A 22,837-nucleotide genomic window follows, 5' to 3' on the forward strand; every position below is an offset into this window, starting at 1 on the left:
ATCAAACACGTCTGTTCATTAATTGCTCGCCAAATAATCTGAGGGATTGTTTTTTATCATCAGGTATATCTATAGCTTCTAATACTTCAAAGGCTTTGTTGGTATAATCTTTTACCGCATTTTGAGTGGCTTCTGCAGCCCCAGAATTTGTAAATAATTCCCTTACCTTTTCTACTTTATTGGCATTGGGAAGCTCTGAATTAGACATAAAAGTCCTTAAATTCAAGCGGTCTTCATTAGAACCTAATTCCAAAGTCTTTAAATATAAATACGTTTTCTTGTTTTCAATAATATCGCCACCTACTTGCTTTCCAAAAGTTTCAGGATTTCCAAAAGCATCCAAATAATCGTCTTGTAATTGGAAAGCAATTCCTAAAAGTCGTCCGAATTCATAAATAGAATTTTGGTCTTCATCCGAAGCCTTTGCGACAATCGCACCCATTTTAATGGCAGCACCAACCAGAACTGCTGTTTTATATTCAATCATTTTAAGATATTCAGAAATCGTAACATCATCACGTGTTTCAAAATCAATATCATACTGCTGACCTTCACAAACCTCTAAAGCGGTTTTACTGAATAGTTTTGCTAAATCCTGAAATGTTTTAGCCTCATAATTCTCAAACAGTTGGTAGGCCATAATCAACATGGCATCGCCTGAAAGAATGCCTGTATTCAAATTCCATTTTTCATGAACGGTTTCCGCACCTCTGCGCAGTGGAGCATCATCCATAATATCATCGTGTACCAACGAAAAATTATGGAACACCTCAATAGATAGAGCAGCGTCCATGGCTTTTTCAGCTTGTCCACCAAAGACCTCAGCCGTCATCAACGTTAAAATCGGTCTTAAGCGTTTTCCACCTAATTCCAGAATATAATTAATGGGACGGTATAGATTTTCGGGTTCTTTATTTATAGTAAACCCTTCTAAATAGCTCAGAAAAGATTTTTGGTAGTGTTCAATATGTTGCATGGGACAAAAATAATTTAATTGTTTTAATAAATCCTGAAAGCTAAAAAGGAAGGTGTTAAAAAAACATTAAAACTTTGGAAACTTTTTTGGTTTTTAAAGTTTCCTGTTGTAGATTTGCGCCTTGATAAAAAGAAATTCCCCTTAGACGGAAGAGAAGAATGAAAGATAAAATTATATTAAAATCCACAGATTTGTTCTTAAACCTAGGCTTTAAGAGCGTAACTATGGATGATATTGCTAATGAAATGGGTATTTCCAAAAAAACCATTTATCAGCATTTTCAGAATAAAACCAAATTAGTTGAAGCAACTGCCTTGCATGTTTTTGACAATATCTCTTGTGGTATTGATGGGATTTGCGAATTAGAGAAAAACCCGATTGAAGAAATTTATGAAATAAAAAAGTTTGTGATGCATAATCTAAAAGACGAGAAATCCTCGCCTCAATACCAGCTTCAAAAATATTATCCGAAGATTTATGCCACGCTAAAAACGAAGCAATTTGAAAAGATGCTAGGCTGTGTAACTCAAAATTTAGAACGTGGTGTCGCCCAAGGACTCTATAGGGATTCCATAGAAATTGATTTTGTAGCACGTCTCTATTTTAACAGTATGGTGTCCTTAAAAGACCAAGATATTTTTCCTCGCGAAAAATTTCCCATGCTAATGCTTATGAACAACTATTTAGAATACCATTTAAGAGGTATTTGCTCTAAAAAAGGACTAGAAACACTAACACAATTACATACCAACCTTAATTAAATAATGAAAAAAACATTCGTATTCATACTAGGTTTCATTGTTTTTCAAACAGGGTTTTCGCAAGAAACACCCACAAGTTTGTCACTACAAGAAGCTATAGATTATGCACTAAAGTACAACCGAACTGCAATCAATGCAGCACGCGATATAGATGCTGCAGAACAACAGAAATGGGAAACTACAGCAAGTGGATTGCCTCAAATAAGTGCAAGTATAGATTATCAAAACTTTTTAAAACAGCAAGTTCAAGTAATTCCCGCAGAGTTCTTTGGAGGACAACCTGGTGAATTTACAGAAGTAGTCTTTGGCACCAAACAAAATATGACGGCTTTCGCCACTTTAAACCAAAAAATATTTGATGGTTCTTATTTAGTAGGCCTTCAATCTGCTAAAGTGTTTTTAGAAATCTCCAAAAATGCTAAAGTTAAAACGGATTGGGAAGTAAGAAAAGCGGTTATCGAAGCTTACGGTAACGTCTTGTTAGCCGAAGAAAGCATCCAAATTTTTCAAAGGAATATTGAAGTATTGGAAAAGAATCTGTTCGAAACACTGAAAATTTATGAGAACGGTTTGGGCGAAGAAGAAAGTGTGGAGCAATTACAAATCACGCTTTCTGGAGTGCAAAGCAACCTGAACAATGTGGAGCGCTTAAAAACCTTAGCCTACCAAATGCTCAATATAAATTTGGGGTTAGATGTTTACAATGATTTGGTTCTAACGGACAATCTAGAAACCTTGACTGCCGATAACATTTCATTAGCTATTCTGGAGGTAGAAAACAATCCAGAAAGCACCATTGATTACCTAATTGCCCAGAACGACACCAAAGCGAAAGAGTTAATGGTTAAACTGGAAAAAAGTAAAGCCTTGCCAACGCTTAATGCATTTATAAACGGCGGCTATTCCGGTTTTAGCGATGAGTTTACATTTGCTGACAGAAGTCAGGATTGGTTTGGCTCATCATTATTTGGTGTAAGCCTCGATATCCCAATATTTAGTTCAGGAATGCGAAGCGCTTCGACCCAACGTGCAAAAATCAATCTTGAAAAAGCGCAAACCGAATTAACAGAAACTGAACAACGCATCAAACTTCAAATTGCTTCAGCCAAAAGCGATTACCAATTCGCCATTGAGGATTATGAAAACAAAAAAGAAAATTTAGCATTGGCTGAGCGCATTGAAACAAAAAATCAAACCAAATTTTTTGAAGGCATCGGTTCTAGTTTCGAGTTGCGACAAGCTCAAACCCAATTATACACAGCACAACAAGAATTACTTCAAGCGATGCTTGATGTTATTAATAAAAAAGCAGCTTTAGAAACGGCATTAAATACCATAACATTAAACTAACCAATCATGAAAAACATATATTCAATATTTATTATCACCTTACTTTTGACCTCTTGTGGAGGCGGACAGAAAAATTCCACAGAGAATGTGTTAGAAAGTAATAGTTTAGAAACCATAAGAAAAAAACGTGGCGAATTGGTCAATGAACAAGAAGCCCTGAACGAGCAAATAAAAATGCTCGATGAGAAAATTAAAACCTTAGATACTACCAAACACGTACCATTAATAACCACATTTACAGCTAAAACTGAAAAATTTGAACACGTTTTAGAGCTTCAAGGAAATGTGACCACAAAAAATCTATTAACTATTACACCTGAGTATAATGGTATTTTAACTCATGTTTATGTAAAAGAAGGTCAAAAAGTAAGAAAAGGGCAAGTGCTTGCCAAAATTGATGATGGTGGTTTAAGTCAGCAAATAGCTCAATTAAAAATTCAATCTGATTTAGCAAAAACGACTTATGAGCGTCAAAAACGTCTTTGGGATCAAAACATTGGGAGTGAAATTCAATTTTTACAGGCCAAATCAACCTATGAGTCGCAACAGGAAGCTGTTAATCAATTACAACAACAAATAGCCAAAACTACAGTGAAAGCTCCTTTTTCCGGTACTATCGACGATGTCATTACGGAACAGGGAAGCGTGGTAGCTGCAGGACAAACACCACTGATGCGTATTGTTAACCTTGATGATATGTATATTGAAGTTGAAGTACCTGAAAGCTATGTGTCTAATGTTGTAAAAGGTAAAAAAGTACAAGTAGAACTTCCTGTATTAGGAAAAACTATTGATACAGAAATTCGACAAGTGAGTGATTTTATTAATCCTGCCAATCGAACCTTTACAGCTGAGATTGAAGTGCCTAATAAAGACAAGGACATCAAACCCAACCTTACAGCACGCTTAAAAATTAACGATTACACTAGTGAGAATGCGATTTTAATTCCGCAGAGTGTCATTTCAGAAAATGCTGAAGGTGAGCAATATGTCTATGTAGTTTCCAATAAAAATGCCGAAAATGCCGGTACGGCAAAACGTGTCATTATTGGAACAGGCAAAACGCAAGGCGATATTATAGAAGTCACAAACAATCTGGAACAAGGTGCCGAAATCATTAAAGAAGGTGCAAGAAGTGTAAAAGATGGACAATCCGTAGAAGTTATCAAATATAAAGAAGCAGGTAATGAGTAAAAAAACTAAAAAAAATACCGAAAAAGAATTTGGATTTTCGTCTTGGGCAATAAACAATAAAACCACAATGTTTGTGCTTATTGCTGTCTTTTTCTACTTAGGTGTTTCTGCCTTCTTTAGTATGCCGAGAGAGAATTTCCCTGAGGTAAACGAAACCAAAATCTACGTGAGTACGGTTTACCCTGGAAATACGGCCGAGGACATTGAGAAATTAATCATAGACCCTTTAGAAGATAAACTGAAAACGGTGAGTAATGTGGTTGAAACCACTTCAACCTCTCAAGAAGATTATGGGATGTTGGTTGTAGAGTTTGATGAAAACATTACCGTAGAACAAGCTTTACAAAAGGTAAAAGATGAAATTGATACAGAAACATCCAATGAAGATTGGCCAACCTTCAATGGTGCCAAAGTAGAACCAGATGTTTTTGAATTGAGTCTTTCTGAAGAAATGCCGATTCTCAACATTAATATTTCCGGCGATTATCCCGTTGAAAAATTAAAGGATTTTGCAGAATATCTTCAAGATGAAATTGAGGATTTACAGGAAATTAAAAAAGCAGATATTAGAGGTGCTCAGGAAAAAGAGGTTGAAGTTGCCGTAGATATTTATAAAATGATGGCAGCCAAAGTCACGTTTAGTGATATTCTTGGTGCTATCAGCAATGGGAATGTGACACAATCCGCAGGAAATTTAAAAACCAGCGGACAACGCAGAACCATAAGGATTATCGGCGAAATTGATGAGCCTTCAGAATTGGAAAACTTCGTCGTTAAAGCAGAAAATGGCAATGCCATCTATCTAAAGGATGTGGCAACTGTTTCTTTTGAGGAAGAAGATAATACAACCTATGCCAGAAAATCTGGAAAGCCTGTAGTGATGCTAGATGTGAAGAAACGAGCAGGTAAAAACATGGTGGCTGCTGCAGAACAAATACAAGTCATTGTTGAAGACGCAGTTAGCAATGTTTTTCCTGCAGATCTTGAAGTAAGTATAACTAACGACCAATCAGAAAAGACAATAGGACAGGTGGATGATTTGGTAAACAATATCATCTTTGGTGTAATTTTGGTAGTTACCGTTTTAATGTTCTTTTTAGGATTTAAAAACGCCCTTTTCGTTGGGTTTGCCATACCAATGTCCATGTTTATGTCTTTAATGATTTTAAGTCTTATTGGCTATAGCTTAAATACCATGGTGCTTTTTGGGTTGATTATGGGACTGGGCATGCTGGTGGACAATGGTATCGTGGTAGTTGAAAATGTCTATAGGTTAATGGAAGAGGAAGGCATGAGCCGGATTGAAGCTGCCAAAAAAGGCATTGGGGAAATTGCGTTTCCTATCATCATTTCTACATTAACTACGGTTGCTGCCTTTGTACCATTAGGACTTTGGCCTGGAATTATGGGTGAATTCATGAAAATTTTGCCTATAACTTTATCCATTGTTTTAGGATCTTCACTATTCGTTGCCATTTTTTTCAATTCGGTTTTAGTATCGCGTTACATGACTATTGAAGACAAGAACATGCCCTTAAAACAAATTATTAAAACCAGCTCAATTGTTGCTGTTATAGGTTTACTTATCTTATTGTTTGGTGGCGCCTACAGAGGCTTGGGTACCATTATGGTATTTACAGCTATTATGATGTGGGCTTATCGCTTTTTCATCAGAAAATGGGCTAATAATTTTCAAAACAAAACACTTGTAAAACTAGAATCTTGGTATGAGGGTCAATTGCGTTGGGCATTAACCAAAAGAAAGCCTTATGTTTTAAGTATCGGGACCGTTTTATTACTGATTGCAGCATTTGTTGCCTTCGGAATTTCACTTTCGACCCAACGTACAAAAGTGGAATTTTTTCCAGACAATAAGCCCAACCAGATTATTGTGTACATTGAATATCCTGAAGGTACAGCCATAGAAAAAACCAATGCCATTACCAAACAGATTGAAGAGCGGGTTTCCGATGTCATTAATCAAAGCCAGTATATGGATGGCGACCGAAACTTCATGGTAGAGAGTGCAGTTTCACAAGTAGGTGAAGGTGCTGGAAACCCACAAACGGATATGGGTTCTGCAGCAGAAATGCCGCACAAAGCCAAAATCACAGCGTCTATGCGCGAATACAAATACAGACGTGGAGAAGACAGTGAATTGTTGCGTCAAAAAGTACAAGAAGCTTTAGTTGGTATTTTTCCAGGTGTTTTAATTTCAGTAGAAAAAGATGCGAACGGACCACCTGCTGGTTCACCAATTAATATTGAAATTGAAGGCAATGATTACAATGAGCTCATTAATACAGCCGAAAGAATGCGTGAGTATATCAATTCTAAAAATGTGGCTGGTATTGACGAACTGAAAATAGATGTGAATAAGGACAAGCCGACCATGCTAGTTCAAATTGACCGAGAAAAAGCAGGCGAATTAGGTGTTAGTGCCAACCAAATTGGTAGTCAATTACGGAATTCAATATTTGGAGCTAAAGCCGGAATTTACAAGGAAGCTGGTGATGATTTTGATATTTATGTGCGATTTAATGAAGCCAATAGATACAATACGAGCGCCTTATTTAACCAGAACATAACCTTTAGGGACAATACAGGCCAGATTAAGGAAATTCCGTTATCTGCCGTAGCGAACCATAAAAATAATTCAGGATTTAATGCCATTAAGCATAAAGACACCAAACGTGTCGTTACCGTATATTCTGCATTGGCACCAGGTTATACTGATGCTGGAGCTATTGTGACACAGATTCAGAATGAAATGAAAAGTTTTGAAGGCTTGCCAGATGATATTCATATTGATTATACTGGTCAGATCGAAGAGCAAAACAAGCAAATGGCCTTTTTGATGGGTGCCTTCTTTACTGGGCTTGGACTGATTTTCTTCATTCTTATATTTCAATTTAACTCGGTTTCAAAACCAGCAATTATAATGATTGCTATTTTCCTGAGTTTTATTGGTGTGTTTGGTGGTATCGTCCTTTCGGGTAGCGCATTCGTTATTATGATGACGATGGTTGGTATCATTTCATTAGCCGGAATTGTGGTAAATAATGGTGTGGTGCTTCTAGATTATGCACAACTTTTAATTGACCGAAAGAAAAATCAACTCGATTTAGATGACGATGAGTATTTATCCAATGACGATCTTTTTGAAAGTATTGTAAAGGCTGGTAAGGCACGTTTAAGACCCGTTTTATTAACGGCCATTACTACAATTTTAGGTCTTATTCCTTTAGCCATTGGGCTAAATATTAACTTCTTTACGCTTTTCGCTGAGTTTGACCCTAACATTTATATGGGAGGAGACAATGTGGTGTTTTGGGGACCTTTAGCTTGGACCGTTATTTACGGATTACTTGTGGCTACATTCTTAACTTTAATAGTAGTGCCAATTCTATTGTTTTTAAGCGTACAACTTAAAAAGTGGATAAGATTGAAATTTACATCGCAACCACTAAGAGCTTCTGAAGCTGAAACGATTACCGAAATCGAAGACAGTTCCACAATTGCAATTGAGAATTAATTATAATTTGTTATTTAAATAGAAAAATCCGAAGTCTTTACTTCGGATTTTTTACTTTTGCATTTCTAATAAAAATCTATGTATAGAAGTCATAATTGTGGTGAATTAAGAGCATCACACAACAATACAGAAGTTACACTATCCGGTTGGGTTCAGGGTGTTCGCGATAAAGGGTTTATGATCTATATCGATCTCCGTGATCGTTATGGCATCACGCAATTATATTTTGATGAAGAGCGTACGCCAAAAGTCATTATGGAAAAAGCGTCGAAATTGGGACGTGAATTTGTGATTCAGGTGAAGGGAAAAGTCATTGAACGTGCTTCAAAAAACCCTAATATTCCCACTGGAGATATTGAAGTTTTAGTTTCAGAACTAACTGTTTTGAACAAATCTATTGTTCCGCCTTTTACCATTGAAGACAAAACCGATGGTGGAGATGATTTACGTATGAAATATCGTTACTTGGATATTCGTCGAAATCCTGTAAAAAACAGTCTAATTTTTAGAGCAAAAGTGACTCAAGCCGTTAGAAATTATTTATCTAATGATGGTTTTATTGAAGTTGAAACACCATATTTAATTAAATCCACACCAGAAGGCGCAAGAGATTTTGTAGTGCCTTCCCGTATGAATGAAGGTCAGTTTTATGCGCTTCCACAATCGCCTCAAACCTTCAAACAGCTATTGATGGTTGGTGGCATGGATAAATATTTTCAGATTGTAAAGTGTTTTAGGGATGAAGATTTACGTGCAGACAGACAACCTGAATTCACACAAATAGATTGTGAAATGGCTTTTGTAGAGCAAGAAGACATTCTCAATGTTTTTGAAGGATTGACACGTCATTTATTAAAAGAAGTGAATGGTGTTAAGGTGGATAAGTTCCCTAGAATGCTATATGACGATGCGATGCGCTTGTACGGAAATGACAAACCAGATATTAGATTTGGGATGGAATTTGGCGAGCTAAATGACGTCGCTCAGAATAAAGATTTCAAGGTTTTCAATTCAGCGGAACTAGTCGTTGGTATTGCAGTTCCTGGCGGAAATAGTTACACCAGAAAAGAAATTGATAAATTAATCGATTGGGTAAAGCGTCCGCAAGTTGGTGCTTTAGGCATGGTTTATTGCCGTGTAAATGAAGATGGTAGTTTTAAATCTTCCGTAGATAAATTTTATGATCAAGAGGATTTAGCAAAATGGGCAGAAGTTACAGGCGCTAAAGCAGGCGATTTAATCTGTATCTTATCCGGAGACACCAATAAAGTAAGAGCACAACTAAGTGCCTTGCGTATGGAATTGGCGGAACGTTTAGGACTTAGAAACCCTAAAGAATTTGCGCCACTTTGGGTAGTTGACTTCCCATTATTGGAACTCGATGAAGAAACGGGTCATTACCATGCCATGCACCATCCATTTACGTCTCCAAAACCTGGACAAATAGAATTATTGGATACCAATCCAGGCGACGTAAAAGCTAACGCATACGATTTGGTTTTAAACGGAAATGAGATTGGAGGAGGATCCATTAGAATTCATGATAAAGCAACGCAAGCCATAATGCTGAAACATTTAGGATTTACCGAAGAAGAAGCCAAAGCGCAATTTGGCTTCCTAATGGATGCTTTTGAATATGGCGCACCACCACATGGAGGTATTGCCTTTGGTCTCGATCGATTGGTTGCCATTTTAGGAGGCCAAGAAACGATACGGGATTTTATAGCCTTCCCAAAAAACAATAATGGTAGAGATGTGATGATCGATGCACCTGCACCGATTGATGATGAACAACTTGAAGAATTGAGTTTGAAACTTAATTTGAAATCTTAATTTATTAAAATCCTGCATTTAGCAGGATTTTTTAGTAGATTTAATTTATGCCGACAAGATCAAAATTATATAAACGTTTATTGCTTTGGAGACATAAATATATTTCCGAAAAGAACTTTATATTTCTACTAAGCCTAATTATTGGTTTATTGGCTGGCATTGTGTCTGTAACCATTAAAAACGTCACTTTTGCCATAGAAGCATTTTTAGCGAAAGGCATTTATTTTTCTGACAATCAATTATATTTTATACTGCCTGTCTTTGGTTTGTTACTGGTTTACTTATTTGTAAAATATGTCTCTAAAAAACCAAGTAGTCATGCGATTCCTTCCATATTATATTCCTTATCGAAACGTGGCGGTATTATTGATAAAAAAAATATCTACTTACCATTAATAACCGCACCATTGACCGTTGGTTTTGGAGGTTCAGTAGGATTACTAGGACCTGCAATTGCATCCGCAGCTGCTATAAGTTCTAACTTAGGGCAATTACTCCATATCGACCGAAAAAAACGAAGTCTATTAATCGCTTGTGCGGCGGCTGGAGCCATCGCTTCGATTTTTAAATCTCCTATCGCAGCCATTATTTTTGCTATTGAAGTTTTTAGTTTGGATCTTACTTTTGCGTCTTTGCTTCCACTTCTAATTGCTTCGGTGTCATCTGTCATAACCTCCTATTTTTTCTTGGGAGATAGTGTACTTTTCAATTTTACGGTTTCAGAAAAATTCATGATTCAAGACACCTTATTTTATGTGCTATTGGGCATAGGAACTGGGATTGCCTCCATCTATTTTTCAAAAATATACTTTGCTATTACCGGGTTTTTCAATCGATTCAAATCGCCACAGCATAAACTAATCATTGGAGGTTTAGCCATTGGTGTGATGCTGTTTTTTATTCCGCCACTTTATGGTGAGGGTTTTAGTTTTATCAACGATTTAATGCTCGGTAACGATATTAAAGCTTTGGGCAATACCCATTTTGATGAACACTTGGATAACATTTGGATCGTCATTGGATTGCTTTTCGGAATTACACTGTTTAAAGCCATTGCCATGACCACAACTTTTGCAGCTGGAGGAACTGGTGGAATTATAATTCCGACGTTGGTTATGGGAAGTTCATTGGGTAATGTGGTCGCAAAAGTGATTAATAATTGTGGGTTAAACTTCTCTGTATCCGAAGCTAATTTTACATTAATTGGCATGGCTGGCCTTATTGCAGGTGTACTTCATGCACCATTAACTGCAATTTTTTTAATTGCTGAAATCACAGGTGGATATGAATTATTTGTACCTTTAATGATAACCGCATCCATGTCTTTCATCATTAATAAAAACGGTCTGGACCACACGATTTACACGAAAGAATTATTAGAGAAAGGCGCCCTTTTGACCCAAGATAAAGATCAAAGTGTCTTAACCTTAATGACATTGGATTCTGTTATTGAGCACGATTTTATCGCATTGCATCCTGATATGAGTCTGGGCGAAATGCTTAAGGAAGCTGTTTCAAAATCGAGCCGAAACTTATTTCCTGTTACGGATTCTAAAGGTCGGTTTGTTGGTATTATCCTTTTAGATGATATTCGTTCTGTAATGTTCGATCAATCTTTATACAGGTCCACAACTGTTGAAACCTTTATGCATCAGGCACCAGACTATATTATCTATGAAAAAGATACAATGCAAGAGGTGATGAAAAAATTTCAGGATTCCAAAGCATGGAATTTACCCGTTATTAAAGACAATAAATACTTTGGTTTTGTATCTAAATCTAAATTGTTAACCGCTTATCGTACAGAATTAATTAACTTTACGTCTTAATGTTATAATTGGCATCTGAATAAATTTAGCCCAATGAAAATCTTAAAAATAATTACCTTACTTGCCTTCTTAGCCTCTATTTCTAGTATTATAGGTGGATTTCTTTTAGACTTAGATTATAGTCAAAAACTCATTGGATTTGGGGTTTTAGGTTTGTTTTTAATTGTATTTCCATTGTTTTCTTACTACAGATGGAAAGGCAAAGACCTAAAAGATTATATGCTCACCAAGGAAAATATTGATAAAATGCGTAAAAACCAAAAAGATTCGAGAACTTAAAACAATTGAATTCACACAAATCCCTTAAATAGTATAATACCTTTAGTTATGGGACTTCACTAGGTTTTTCTTACATTCTATTTAACGGTTTGAAATCTATTATTAAAATCAAAACTCAAAATAAAACAATTTATTAACATTGGGTTTTAATTTTATTTTATCTTTGCATTTTAATTTTTATCTATATTATAATGACTGGAACAGTTAAATTTTTTAATGATTCAAAAGGATTTGGATTCATTACCAACGAAGAAACAGGAAAAGACATCTTTGTACACGTATCAAACCTTAATGGCGTAGAATTACGCGAAGGTGACAACGTAGAGTACGACGAAGAAGAAGGAAGAAAAGGAATGGTAGCTGCAAATGTGCAGGTATTATAAGTATATATCTTACAAGTTTCAGCGCTCAACCTATGGTTGGGCGTTTTTTTTGCACTATTTTCAACCTACAAGGTCTTGGAAACCTTGAAGGACTACTGATAAAGCATATTACGTTTTACTGAAAAACTATCGGCAAGTCCGTCTTTTCAAGCTTTGCTATATAATAAGGTTGCGCCATTACACTTGTTGCCAGCCCTTCTGGACTTTTACTAATAACCTTAATTATTGTATGTTCTGAAGTTGTAGTCATTTTTAATTCTATACTGTGCCCGCCAGAGGTTTTTACGTCATCAAACACGGCAATGATACTATATTTAGAAAAATCAATTTCAGTTTCTAAAAACCCATTAGAAACATTGTTAATAGAATTCATTTGCTTTTTAAGTTCATTCCAGTCATCATCATTGGTTATTACTAAATTTTGCTTTTCAATACCCTCTTCCCCTGAACCATAAAGATTTCCTTTGGAGATTAGAACAGGATTTTCCTTTACCATCTTTTCAGTGTTTTCAGTTGACTTTTTGCTTTTACAGCTCATAGTGACTATTATAAAGATTGTAATCAATACATGTGTTTTCATAAAATAGCTGTTAATTTAAAATTATTTTAATTCAGGTTACGCTTTTCAATAAAGAAACGCTTTAATAATGCTGCAGCTTCTTCTGCTAAAACTCCGCTTAAAACTTCGGTTTTAGGATGCAATTTAGTGCCCATGGTTTTAAAACCTCTTTGTGTATCTGAAGCACCATAAACGATTTTAGAAATCTGACTCCAAAACAAAGCTCCAGCACACATTTGACAAGGCTCTAAAGTGACGTAAAGTGTACATTTATTCAAATATTTTCCTCCCAAAAAATTAGCCGCAGACGTAATGGCCTGCATTTCGGCATGCGCAGTGACATCGTTAAGTAATTCCGTAAGGTTGTGTGTTCTGGCAATAATTCTATCTTCTACAACAATTACTGCACCAACAGGAATTTCACCTTTTTCAAAAGCCACTTCCGCTTCCTGCAGTGCTTTTCTCATAAAATAGGTATCGTCGAATGGGTTTATCATAAAAAAAGAATAGCTTTGTGGCTAACAATATCTAAAATTAATGAAAAAATTCGCTACTTATATCATTCTTATATTTACTTCAATAAGCTTTTCTCAAACCACTTTCAAAAAAGGCTATTTTATATCTAACGATAATACTAAAACTGAATGTTTGATAAAAGACTCTAATTGGTTAAAGAATCCTACAGAGTTCAAGTATAAATTATCAGATGAATCCAGCACTGAAAATATTACATTAGACGAAGTTAAGGAATTTGCTGTATATGATTTATTTAAATTTATAAAAGCAAATGTTGAAATCGATCAGTCCGAGAAAAACAACTCAAAACTTTCCAGGAATAAAGCTCCAGAATTTGCTGAATCAGAAGTTCTTCTAAAAATTTTAATTGAGGGTAAAGCAAATTTATACAGCTATACGGATAACATAAGCACTAAGTTTTTTTACAATTTGAATGATTTAGATATAAAACCGCTCATTTATAAATTGTATCAAAACGACGACAATAAAATCGAAAAAAATAACACCTTTAGAATGCAGTTATGGGAAAACTTGAAGTTCCCAGAAATTTCACTAAAAGATGTTAAAAAACTCAATTATAATGCTAATAGTTTAATAAGCTTTTTTAGAAAATTTAATGAAGCAAATAACGCAAATTTTGATATTTACAAAGTAAAAAAAGAAATACTAAAACTTAGCATTAGACCTGGGGTAAATTTTTCCTCTTTGTCTGTTGAGCCATTTTCTGGTGAAGAATTAGATTTTGGCAATAAAATAACTTTTAGATTAGGAGCAGAGGCAGAATTTACACTTCCTTTCAATAATAACAAATGGGCAATCGTAATTGAACCAACTTATAGCTATTATAAAGGGGAAATTAATAATTCTGGAAGCATGATTAAATTAGATTATAGCGCTATTGAAATACCAATAGGATTACGACATTATTTCTTTTTAAGCCCTAAAGCGAAACTATTTTTGAACGCGGGTTTTAGTTTTGACCTAATAAATAACACTACTATAGAAATAGGGTCTTTAGGAGAAGGTGAGATAAATTCTGGTCAGAATTTTATGCTTGGTTTAGGATTCAACAGTAGCGATAAAATCAGTTTTGAGATCAGATATTATAGCAATAAGGATTTGTCAAGAAGAGGAGCTACAGCAACTAGTAACCTGTCAACATTATCACTAATATTTGGTTATAGATTATTATAATGTGATAAGTAGTCTCTAAAATTATAAATAAATTTAAGACGAATAAAATCTCGTATTTTTACGAGGTGAAAAACGCACTTCTAAAACATATCAACCTTCCAGAAGATCTACGTCAACTACAACCAGAAGACTTACCTCAACTTGCCCAAGAGTTACGCCATTTTATTATCAATATAGTTGCCACAAAAGAAGGACATTTGGGCGCAAGTCTTGGTGTAGTAGAATTGACTATTGCTTTGCATTATGTTTTTAATACGCCTAAAGATGCATTAATTTGGGATGTTGGCCACCAAGCGTATGGCCATAAAATACTGACTGGCCGTAAAGACATTTTTGAAACCAATCGACAGCTCAATGGTATTAGCGGATTTCCAAAAAGACGTGAAAGTGCCTATGATGCTTTTGGAGTCGGCCATTCATCGACCTCAATTTCTGCAGCTTTGGGAATGGCCATCGCGTCGCAACTTAAAGGTGAGGACAAACATCATATTGCAGTGATTGGAGATGCATCTATTGCTAGCGGAATGGCTTTTGAAGGTTTAAATCATGCAGGCGTCACCAGTGCTAATTTATTGGTCATCCTTAATGATAACGCCATTGGTATTGACCCAAGTGTTGGTGCTTTAAAACAATATTTAACCAATGTAAAAAAAGGGACTGAAAAACAAGACAATATTTTTGAAGCTCTAAATTTTAATTATTCCGGACCCATTGATGGTCATGATTTACCGTTATTACTGTCAGAATTAAAACGCCTAAAAACCGTAAAAGGCCCAAAGTTTTTGCACATTATTACTACAAAAGGTAAAGGTTTAAAACAAGCAGAATTAGACCAAGTAAAATATCATGCACCTGGCAAATTTGATGCAAAGACAGGCGAAATACCAACAAAATCTGGCACCAACCAGCCTCCTAAATTTCAAGATGTCTTTGGCGAAACCATAGTGGAGCTGGCTTTAAAAAATGAAAGAATCATCGGAATTACACCTGCAATGCCAACTGGAAGTTCCTTAAAATATATGATGGAAGTTATTCCAAAGCGTGCTTTCGATGTTGGCATTGCTGAACAACATGCCGTAACATTGGCTGCAGGAATGGCAACACAAGGCATGATTCCGTTTTGCAATATTTATTCTACTTTTTTACAACGTGCTTACGACCAAGTCATTCACGATGTGGCTTTACAGAATTTACCCGTAGTTTTTTGTTTGGACAGAGCAGGATTGGTTGGCGAGGATGGAGCAACGCATCATGGTGTTTTTGACTTAGCCTATCTGAATTGCATTCCCAATTTAGTAATTTTTGCGCCGAGCAATGCCATTGCACTTCGAAATATAATGTACACGGTTCAATTAGGCATTGATTTTCCAATAGCGATTCGCTACCCTAGAGGTCGAGGACATTTGCTGGATTGGAAAATGCCTTTTGAAACCATTACGATAGGAAAAGGGCATTGCATAAAACAAGGAACTGCTATAGCCATTCTTTCTATTGGAACACTATTGAAAAACGTTAGCGATGCAATTGAAATGTTGGATCAAAAAGAAGCGGTAGGCTGCTACGATATGCAATTCGTAAAACCCTTAGATGAGGCATTATTACACAAGGTCTTTTCATCTTACAAAGCCATTGTGACTATTGAAGATGGTACAGTAGTTGGTGGATTCGCATCTTCGATCTTAGCATTTGCAAATGCCAATAACTACACGCAAAACATAACAACATTAGGTATTGAGGACAAATTTATTGAGCACGGAACGGTTTACCAATTGCAACATCTGCAACAATTGGATACATTATCCATAAAAAAGCGAATTGAAGATTTATTCTTCGTTCTCAACAATGGCTAAATCCGTCTGATTTTCAACATTTTCAACCTGAACATTCTCGTAAGCCGACTGCTCTTCATTTGGGTTTGTAATATCGTCTAACAGCAATAGGCAAGTCACTACGACCATGAAAATGACTAGGCCTCCAAGTATATTGTTTTTCATAAGTAGGTATTTTACTGAGGGCTGATTATAAGATAAATAAAACACAAATATCGCTAAAAAACAAATTTATTCGATGAAATGCATTAATTATAAAATCTGACCTTGTAATTTTTTATGCAATAACATAGCATTGGTATCCGATAATTTGGAAATATAGAGACACACCGCTAATAGGTTTTTATATAATGAATCGTGGCAAAGCTTAACAGTTTCCGGCAGACTATTGAGTAATAATTTATCGTAGCTAGACATGGTATCTTCAAAATAATGAAAGGCCATTTTACCGAACGCCTTTAGCAGTTGATTCAAAATTTCATAGCCAGCAATTTCCTTATTAATGACTTCTTTAGAACGGTAAACATTTTTTATGCTCAGATTGATAATATCTGTTATTTGCGCTTTATACTGACTAACCTCTAACAAAGCTGTTTCAAATTGGCCTTCTAAAATGGCGTCTTCATGCGTCATAAATAGTGACGCAGCTTCATCGATTAACGTTCCTATGGCAAGTGCACGTAAATAGCTTATACGATCTTCAGTTGTGTTTAACGCATTGTAATTTTTGGTAATAATTTTACCTCTAACTAAGTTGATTAAATATTCCAAAGCATATTCTTCTTCAATTAACCCTAAATTAATGCCATCTTCAAAATCTATAATGGTATAACAAATATCATCTGCCGCTTCCACTAAAAAGGCTAATGGGTGTCTTTGGTAACTGAGATCATCACCATGTCGTTTTATTAAGCCTAATTCTGTCGCGACCTCTTCAAACATTTGTTTTTCACTTTGAAAAAAGCCATATTTCTTATCTACAATATGGTTGGTTGGTCTTTTAGGTAAGGATTCTTTCGGATATTTAGTAAACGCTCCCAATGTCGCATAACTCAACCTTAAGCCGCCTTCTCTGCCCGCCCTACTTTCAGTCAAAATTTTGAAACCATTAGCATTGCCTTCAAAATCGCATAAATCTTGATATTCCTTTTCGGTTAAATGCTTTTTAAATTCGGCACCATTGCCTTCTTTAAAATAGGCACCTATAGCCTTTTCCCCAGAATGGCCAAAAGGCGGATTCCCTATATCGTGAGCCAAAGCAGCTGCAGCGACAATTGCTCCGAAATCATTCATTCTATAACCGTGGACATTTTCCAGGTGTGGATGTTTTTTCAGTAATAACTGCCCTACTTTTCTGCCTAAAGAACGACCAACGACACTCACTTCCAAACTATGGGTTAGGCGCGTGTGTACAAAATCTGTTTTAGACAAAGGCACTACTTGGGTTTTATCCTGAAGGCCTCTAAACTCAGACGAGAATATAATTCGGTCGTAATCGACCTCGAAGCCCAAACGGGTTTCATCCTGTTCCTTTCTCAGTCTTTTATTGGTGTCACCAAAGCGTTTTAGTGAGAGTAATTGTTCCCAGTTCATAGTTTAATTCTTAGAAGATGCAAGATATATAAATTGAAAGAGAACTGATTAGAAAAACGCGCTGTGCTTACATAATATTCAATGTTATGTGAATGTATCTTTATTGTGAATTTACTTAATGTTAAGCTAACACTGAGCTAACCTTTTGATTACAAATCTTTAATTTTCCTATAACCTAGAACCAAGATAAACACAGTTTCTTTGCGCAATAAAATAAGGTTAAATTTTTAATGAGAATACGAATACTATCAACGCTAATAACGTTACTAACTACCATCGTTTGTCTATCCCAAGGAACTGGCTCAATTGCCGGTAAATTAACAGATCAAGATTACAATAATGAACCGCTTCCGTTCGCTAATATTGTAATTAAAGGTACGACTACTGGAACCACCTCTGATATTGATGGATTATACATTTTTGAAAACCTAGAGCCAGGTGCATACACCGTAGTATATAGTTTTGTAGGCTACGAAACACAAGAAATTACTGTTGACGTAGTTTCAGGAAAAGTCACTACAGTCAATGTGCCCATGGGCGCAAGCTCTGCGAGTTTGGATGAGGTGGTTATTACTACAACAGCACGTAAAGAAAGTGAAATAGCACTTCTTTTAGATCAAAAGAAAGCCGTTGAGATCAAAGAGAGCATCGGTTCTGAGCAATTAGCTCGACTAGGCGTATCTGATGCCTCAGCAGCTACAACCAAAATTTCTGGGGTTTCAAAATCGGACGGTTCTGGTCAACTTTATGTTAGAGGTCTAGGTGATAGATATCTTACAACTACTCTGAATGGTTTACCTGTACCTTCAGATAATATTGATAAAAAAAATATCAACTTAGAGCTTTTCCCAGCCAAATTTGTGCAAAATGTTTCTATAAGTAAAACTTTTTCGCCTAGTAATTCTGCTGACCAAGCCTCAGGAAATATTGATATAGTATCTAAAAAGGTAAGTAAATCAAAGGAATTTAGTGCTAGCTTAGGTGGTGGTGTTAATAGTAATGCCGCTGGAGTTTTCGAAGACTTCAAAGTGACTGCAAACAATAGTGATGTAACTTTTGGAATTTACACACGTGCCTATGATGCGAAAAATTTAGGTAATGCTCTTACACAGCAGAGTTGGGATACTCAAAATGTAAGCACACCACTCAATTATTCGCTGGCATTTAATGCTGGTGGCAAACTTGGAGAGTCCAAAAAATTTGGTATTTATTTTAGTGGTGGACAATCTGTTGACCATGAATATCGTGAAGGTATTTTTAAGCAATATGACCAAGGAAACATAAGAGACTTCATAAGAGATGACGATAATAGAACTTGGTTGCGAACTTTTAATACTGTGGGAATGCTTAATGCGGTATATAAGTTAAATAGTAAGCATAATTTGAGCTTCAACACCTTTGGAATTAATAAAGTTTTCGAGGAAACATATGAAGCGGGAAGAAAAAGAACTTCGGAGCGTTTTGAAGAATTAGATAACACAGACGAGGGTTTCCAGTTTGTTAGAGATCAAAATATCAAGAACACCTTATTATCAGTTACTCAACTTTTAGGTGAGCACAAAATTTCTGAAAAGAATACATTAGAGTGGGGAGCAGGATTTAATTATGTTTCTGCAAATGAACCAAATCGTATAAGAAATGAACTCAACTTTATAAACGACACTGGTCTTATTGAATTAGCGTTTATCGGAGGAACACAACAACGTAAATCTGTTCAAGAAATTACAGATGTAGAGTATAGCGCAAATATCATTGACAAAATCGTTTTAAAACAAAACGAAGACGGTGATGACATCTATAAAATTAATTTTGGTGGAACTTTGAGGAACAAGTCTCGTGATTTTAGATCGCAATTCTATGGTGTTGTTGAGCAAACAAGAGGTTCACTAAATCCAACTTCTGTTGATGCCCTTTCAAGCATTTTTATACCAGAAAATTTTAATAATGGTTTATTACAGTTTAATCCAGTAGAACCAGATTTCTATGATGGTACTTTGATGTCTTATGCCGGTTTTGTTGATTTCGTGGGTGTCTTTGACAGGTTTACTGCACAAGTAGGATTACGCTATCAAAACGACGAAATTGATATTAATTTTGATGTTGGTAATTATATTAACCCAGAAACGTTTTTACCACGCGTTGGCCGGTCTTTACAAAATTACGAACGCTTATATCCATCATTAAACCTAAAATATGATTTAACCGAAAAGTCAGCAGTTCGTCTAGCAGGTAGCTTTAGTCAAACACTACCAGAGTTTAAGGAAATTGCACCTTTTGAATATGTTTCCCCAGAAGGACTCGTAACATCGGGAAATCCGAATATCATAGCTTCTAAAAATATAAATTTAGATCTTAAATATGAGTTATTTCCTAGTAATGATGAGTTAATTTCGTTAACTGCTTTTTATAAACAAATTGAAGATCCGATAAACAAAACGCTAAGACTTGGAGCAGACGGAAGTGTATTTTCTTATTTTAATACAGGTAACAAGGCGACCGTTATTGGCGCAGAACTAGAGGGACGTGTCTATATCATTAAGAAAAGAGACTCAATGCCTAATTTAAAATTATCTGGAAACATCTCTTACTTAGATCATGTTCAAGATCTTAAAGAAGAAAGAAATAACAACGGTGATTTAACCAGAACTTTTAGATATAATGGTAAAAGCGAAATAGGATTAGAAGGAGCATCAGATTGGATTACCAATCTAGCGCTCACTTTCAATACTGGGAATAAACATCCTTATGAAATAACCCTTTCTGGAAATTACGCGTCTGATAAAATTTACGCACTTGGTGCACCTAGAAACCAGAGTCAACCAGAAATCTTCTTTAACGGAGAAATAATTGAAGAAGGAGTTGTACGATTAGACTTTATTTTAAATAAGGAGATTAATGACAATTGGAACGTTAGTCTTACCGCGCAAAACCTATTAAATCCGACTATTAACCGCGTACAAAACAATCAATCTTCAGCAACGGGCATAAAATCTCAGGATACCGTACTGTCCTATAATACAGGAGTGAATACATCACTTTCTATTAACTATAAATTTTAAACCAAAAAATTAATTAAAATTATAACAATGATGAAAACTTTAAGTAGATTATTAAGTTTAGCACTTGTTTCAAGTCTGTTTTTTACGTCTTGTAGCAATGATGACGATGGAGGAAGCACTCCTACAAACGAAACAAATCTTTCCGGCGCTATATCCGCTAACAGAACTTTAAATCCAACAGAGCAATATACGATTGCAGGGACAGTAGTTGTGCAAGAAGGTGTTACATTGACTATACCTGCAGGTACTGAAATTGTATCTAATGTTGGTACTTCTAACTACCTAGCTGTATTAAAAGGTGGTAAAATAGATATTCAGGGAACGCCTGATAATCCTGTAGTTATGAGATCTAATGGTAATGCTGGCTCTTGGGGTGGTTTAGTTATTTGCGGTAATGCTACTACTTCTGAAGGTGTCAATGCAACTGCAGAGGTTGGCGGTTTACCTTATGGTGGTACTAATAATGCTGATGATTCTGGTAATATTGATTATCTTATTATAAGAGATGCAGGTGCGCAAATTAACGCTGATTCTCAGTTTAATGGTTTAACACTTTATGCAGTTGGCTCATCAACTACAATAGATAACGTTGCAATCATTAATGGATCTGATGATGGTGTTGAATTTTTTGGAGGTTCTGTATCCCCTAATAACTTATACTTAGAAAACAACGCGGATGATGCCGTTGATTGGACTGAGGGGTGGAACGGTACTTTAACTAATGCCTATGTAACAAACACAATCTCTGGCTTTTCTACTGCAATTGAAGCTGATGGCGTAAACAATAACCCTACATTGGTTAATTTCACTGCCATTTCTTCTAACGGAGGAACAGCCATACAGATTAAAAATGATTCGGGTGCGACTATCAACGGCTTAACTTTAACAGGTTTTGAGACTACTTTCGACTTTAGAGATGACGCTCCAGTATCCAACTTAATGATAAATGGTGACTCTGCTGACATCGCAGACGATGCTGTATATGCATCATCATCAACAAATGCCAGTTTATTTGCATGGGCAACCAATTCTGAAGCGCCAATAGGTTCCGCTCTACCTGCAAATATCTCAAGCGATTTAACTCTTGATGCTTCAACGACCTATACGGTAAGTGGTCCTGTCTTAGTTAATAGTGGTGCGAAATTAACCATACCAGCTGGAACAGAAATTGTTTCTCAATCTGGTACTGCTAATTATATTGCAGTATTAAAAGGAGCTAGTATAGACATTCAGGGAAGCGAAGCTAATCCTGTTGAGATGAGATCTGCTGATGGTAATCCTTGGGGTGGATTGTTAATTTGTGGTGATGCAACTACAACAGAAGGTGTAAATGCTATTGCAGAAGTTGGTGGATTGGTGTACGGTGGCACTAATAATAATGACAACTCTGGGAATGTAAATTACTTAATCTTAAGAAATACTGGAGCTCAAATTAATGCAGACTCTCAATTTAACGGATTAACACTTTATGCTGTTGGTGATGCCACAACATTAACAAATATTGCTGTAATCGGTGGCGCTGACGACGGAGTTGAATTTTTCGGTGGTACTGTTAATTTAACTAATTTCTACGCCGAAAATTTACAGGATGATTCAGTTGATTGGACTGAAGGCTGGAATGGTACTTTAACGAACACGTATGTTAACTTAACTATCGATGGCTTTTCTACAGCAATTGAGGCAGATGGTGTTAATGCTAATCCGACATTAGTCAATTTTACTGCCGTATCGTCAACAGGAGGTACAGGTATTCAGATAAAAAACAACTCTGGATGTACTATAAACGGTTTAACATTAACTGGGTTTGATACGAAATTCGATTTCAGAGATGATGCACCTGTATCAAATGTGTTGGCTAATGGTAGCAATGCAGATGAAACTGCGACCTACAGCACTTCTACGACAGTAGCTAGTGATTTCACATGGGCCACAAATTAACACCAAATT

17 protein-coding genes are annotated in these 22,837 nt (G+C 35.9%); 12 read left to right on the forward strand and 5 right to left on the reverse strand.

Annotated elements, in window-relative coordinates:
• Position 1: 1 nt before the first annotated feature.
• The gene (locus HM987_RS16655; protein ID WP_179009149.1) at positions 2–976 is read right to left on the reverse strand and encodes a polyprenyl synthetase family protein; all 975 of its coding nucleotides are present in this window, start codon (positions 974–976) and stop codon (positions 2–4) included.
• 158 nt (positions 977–1,134) lie between these two features.
• Here HM987_RS16655 and HM987_RS16660 point away from each other — a divergent pair, with 158 nt between their 5' ends.
• The 8 genes from HM987_RS16660 (at position 1,135) to HM987_RS16695 (ending at position 12,140) form a co-directional block, all read left to right on the forward strand.
• Positions 1,135–1,737 (forward strand): TetR/AcrR family transcriptional regulator, encoded by a 603-nt coding sequence (locus tag HM987_RS16660; protein ID WP_179009150.1) that lies wholly within the window; start codon positions 1,135–1,137, stop codon positions 1,735–1,737.
• A gap of 3 nt (positions 1,738–1,740) precedes the next feature.
• Complete coding sequence (locus tag HM987_RS16665) at positions 1,741–3,087, forward strand: TolC family protein (protein WP_179009151.1); 1,347 nt, start codon at positions 1,741–1,743, stop codon at positions 3,085–3,087.
• 6 nt (positions 3,088–3,093) lie between these two features.
• Positions 3,094–4,281 (forward strand): efflux RND transporter periplasmic adaptor subunit, encoded by a 1,188-nt coding sequence (locus HM987_RS16670; protein ID WP_179009152.1) that lies wholly within the window; start codon positions 3,094–3,096, stop codon positions 4,279–4,281.
• The gene (locus tag HM987_RS16675) at positions 4,274–7,816 is read left to right on the forward strand and encodes an efflux RND transporter permease subunit (RefSeq protein WP_179009153.1); all 3,543 of its coding nucleotides are present in this window, start codon (positions 4,274–4,276) and stop codon (positions 7,814–7,816) included. The genes HM987_RS16670 and HM987_RS16675 overlap by 8 nt, the downstream gene beginning before the upstream one ends.
• Before the next feature lie 78 nt (positions 7,817–7,894).
• On the forward strand, positions 7,895–9,649 hold the full coding sequence (gene aspS, locus HM987_RS16680) for an aspartate--tRNA ligase (RefSeq protein ID WP_179009154.1): 1,755 nt from the start codon (positions 7,895–7,897) through the stop codon (positions 9,647–9,649).
• A 47-nt stretch (positions 9,650–9,696) separates the two neighbouring features.
• Complete coding sequence (locus HM987_RS16685) at positions 9,697–11,478, forward strand: chloride channel protein (RefSeq protein WP_179009155.1); 1,782 nt, start codon at positions 9,697–9,699, stop codon at positions 11,476–11,478.
• Between the two features lie 33 nt (positions 11,479–11,511).
• Positions 11,512–11,757: a hypothetical protein gene (locus HM987_RS16690; RefSeq protein ID WP_179009156.1), complete on the forward strand. Its 246-nt coding sequence runs from the start codon at positions 11,512–11,514 to the stop codon at positions 11,755–11,757.
• Positions 11,758–11,948: 191 nt separating this feature from the next.
• Complete coding sequence (locus HM987_RS16695; protein WP_173279522.1) at positions 11,949–12,140, forward strand: cold-shock protein; 192 nt, start codon at positions 11,949–11,951, stop codon at positions 12,138–12,140.
• Between the two features lie 115 nt (positions 12,141–12,255).
• On the opposite strand, the gene HM987_RS16700 is transcribed toward HM987_RS16695, so the two are convergent.
• Both HM987_RS16700 and HM987_RS16705 read right to left on the reverse strand, forming a co-directional pair.
• Positions 12,256–12,720: a protease complex subunit PrcB family protein gene (locus HM987_RS16700; RefSeq protein ID WP_179009157.1), complete on the reverse strand. Its 465-nt coding sequence runs from the start codon at positions 12,718–12,720 to the stop codon at positions 12,256–12,258.
• Positions 12,721–12,746: 26 nt separating this feature from the next.
• Positions 12,747–13,196 carry a nucleoside deaminase gene (locus HM987_RS16705; protein ID WP_179009158.1) on the reverse strand — a complete coding sequence of 150 codons (450 nt, stop codon included), beginning with the start codon at positions 13,194–13,196 and terminating at the stop codon, positions 12,747–12,749.
• A 40-nt stretch (positions 13,197–13,236) separates the two neighbouring features.
• Here HM987_RS16705 and HM987_RS16710 point away from each other — a divergent pair, with 40 nt between their 5' ends.
• Positions 13,237–14,409, forward strand: coding sequence for a porin family protein (locus tag HM987_RS16710; protein WP_179009159.1), 1,173 nt, complete (start codon positions 13,237–13,239; stop codon positions 14,407–14,409).
• 65 nt (positions 14,410–14,474) lie between these two features.
• Positions 14,475–16,259: a 1-deoxy-D-xylulose-5-phosphate synthase gene (locus HM987_RS16715; RefSeq protein WP_179009160.1), complete on the forward strand. Its 1,785-nt coding sequence runs from the start codon at positions 14,475–14,477 to the stop codon at positions 16,257–16,259.
• On the opposite strand, the gene HM987_RS16720 is transcribed toward HM987_RS16715, so the two are convergent.
• Positions 16,233–16,403: a hypothetical protein gene (locus HM987_RS16720; protein WP_179009161.1), complete on the reverse strand. Its 171-nt coding sequence runs from the start codon at positions 16,401–16,403 to the stop codon at positions 16,233–16,235. The genes HM987_RS16715 and HM987_RS16720 overlap by 27 nt on opposite strands.
• An 87-nt stretch (positions 16,404–16,490) precedes the next feature.
• Positions 16,491–17,831, reverse strand: coding sequence for a deoxyguanosinetriphosphate triphosphohydrolase (locus HM987_RS16725; RefSeq protein ID WP_179009162.1), 1,341 nt, complete (start codon positions 17,829–17,831; stop codon positions 16,491–16,493).
• A 230-nt stretch (positions 17,832–18,061) separates the two neighbouring features.
• Between HM987_RS16725 and HM987_RS16730 the strand changes: the two genes are divergently transcribed.
• Entirely contained in the window at positions 18,062–20,890 is a 2,829-nt protein-coding gene (locus tag HM987_RS16730; protein ID WP_179009163.1) for a TonB-dependent receptor, read from the forward strand.
• A gap of 27 nt (positions 20,891–20,917) precedes the next feature.
• Complete coding sequence (locus HM987_RS16735) at positions 20,918–22,828, forward strand: hypothetical protein (RefSeq protein ID WP_229724488.1); 1,911 nt, start codon at positions 20,918–20,920, stop codon at positions 22,826–22,828.
• Positions 22,829–22,837 lie beyond the last annotated feature (9 nt).

Source organism: Winogradskyella forsetii, assembly GCF_013394595.1.
In the GTDB taxonomy this organism is placed as follows: Bacteria; Bacteroidota; Bacteroidia; order Flavobacteriales; family Flavobacteriaceae; genus Winogradskyella; species Winogradskyella forsetii.

Coding starts and splice junctions, on each gene's coding strand:
- HM987_RS16675 (WP_179009153.1), top strand. CDS start 4,274: ATGAGTAAAAAAACTAAAAAAAATACCGAAAAAGAATTTGGATTTTCG.
- HM987_RS16690 (WP_179009156.1), top strand. CDS start 11,512: ATGAAAATCTTAAAAATAATTACCTTACTTGCCTTCTTAGCCTCTATT.
- HM987_RS16665 (WP_179009151.1), top strand. CDS start 1,741: ATGAAAAAAACATTCGTATTCATACTAGGTTTCATTGTTTTTCAAACA.
- HM987_RS16685 (WP_179009155.1), top strand. CDS start 9,697: ATGCCGACAAGATCAAAATTATATAAACGTTTATTGCTTTGGAGACAT.
- HM987_RS16735 (WP_229724488.1), top strand. CDS start 20,918: ATGATGAAAACTTTAAGTAGATTATTAAGTTTAGCACTTGTTTCAAGT.
- HM987_RS16695 (WP_173279522.1), top strand. CDS start 11,949: ATGACTGGAACAGTTAAATTTTTTAATGATTCAAAAGGATTTGGATTC.
- HM987_RS16670 (WP_179009152.1), top strand. CDS start 3,094: ATGAAAAACATATATTCAATATTTATTATCACCTTACTTTTGACCTCT.
- HM987_RS16730 (WP_179009163.1), top strand. CDS start 18,062: ATGAGAATACGAATACTATCAACGCTAATAACGTTACTAACTACCATC.
- HM987_RS16705 (WP_179009158.1), bottom strand. CDS start 13,196: ATGATAAACCCATTCGACGATACCTATTTTATGAGAAAAGCACTGCAG.
- HM987_RS16700 (WP_179009157.1), bottom strand. CDS start 12,720: ATGAAAACACATGTATTGATTACAATCTTTATAATAGTCACTATGAGC.
- aspS (WP_179009154.1), top strand. CDS start 7,895: ATGTATAGAAGTCATAATTGTGGTGAATTAAGAGCATCACACAACAAT.
- HM987_RS16725 (WP_179009162.1), bottom strand. CDS start 17,831: ATGAACTGGGAACAATTACTCTCACTAAAACGCTTTGGTGACACCAAT.
- HM987_RS16655 (WP_179009149.1), bottom strand. CDS start 976: ATGCAACATATTGAACACTACCAAAAATCTTTTCTGAGCTATTTAGAA.
- HM987_RS16720 (WP_179009161.1), bottom strand. CDS start 16,403: ATGAAAAACAATATACTTGGAGGCCTAGTCATTTTCATGGTCGTAGTG.
- HM987_RS16710 (WP_179009159.1), top strand. CDS start 13,237: ATGAAAAAATTCGCTACTTATATCATTCTTATATTTACTTCAATAAGC.
- HM987_RS16660 (WP_179009150.1), top strand. CDS start 1,135: ATGAAAGATAAAATTATATTAAAATCCACAGATTTGTTCTTAAACCTA.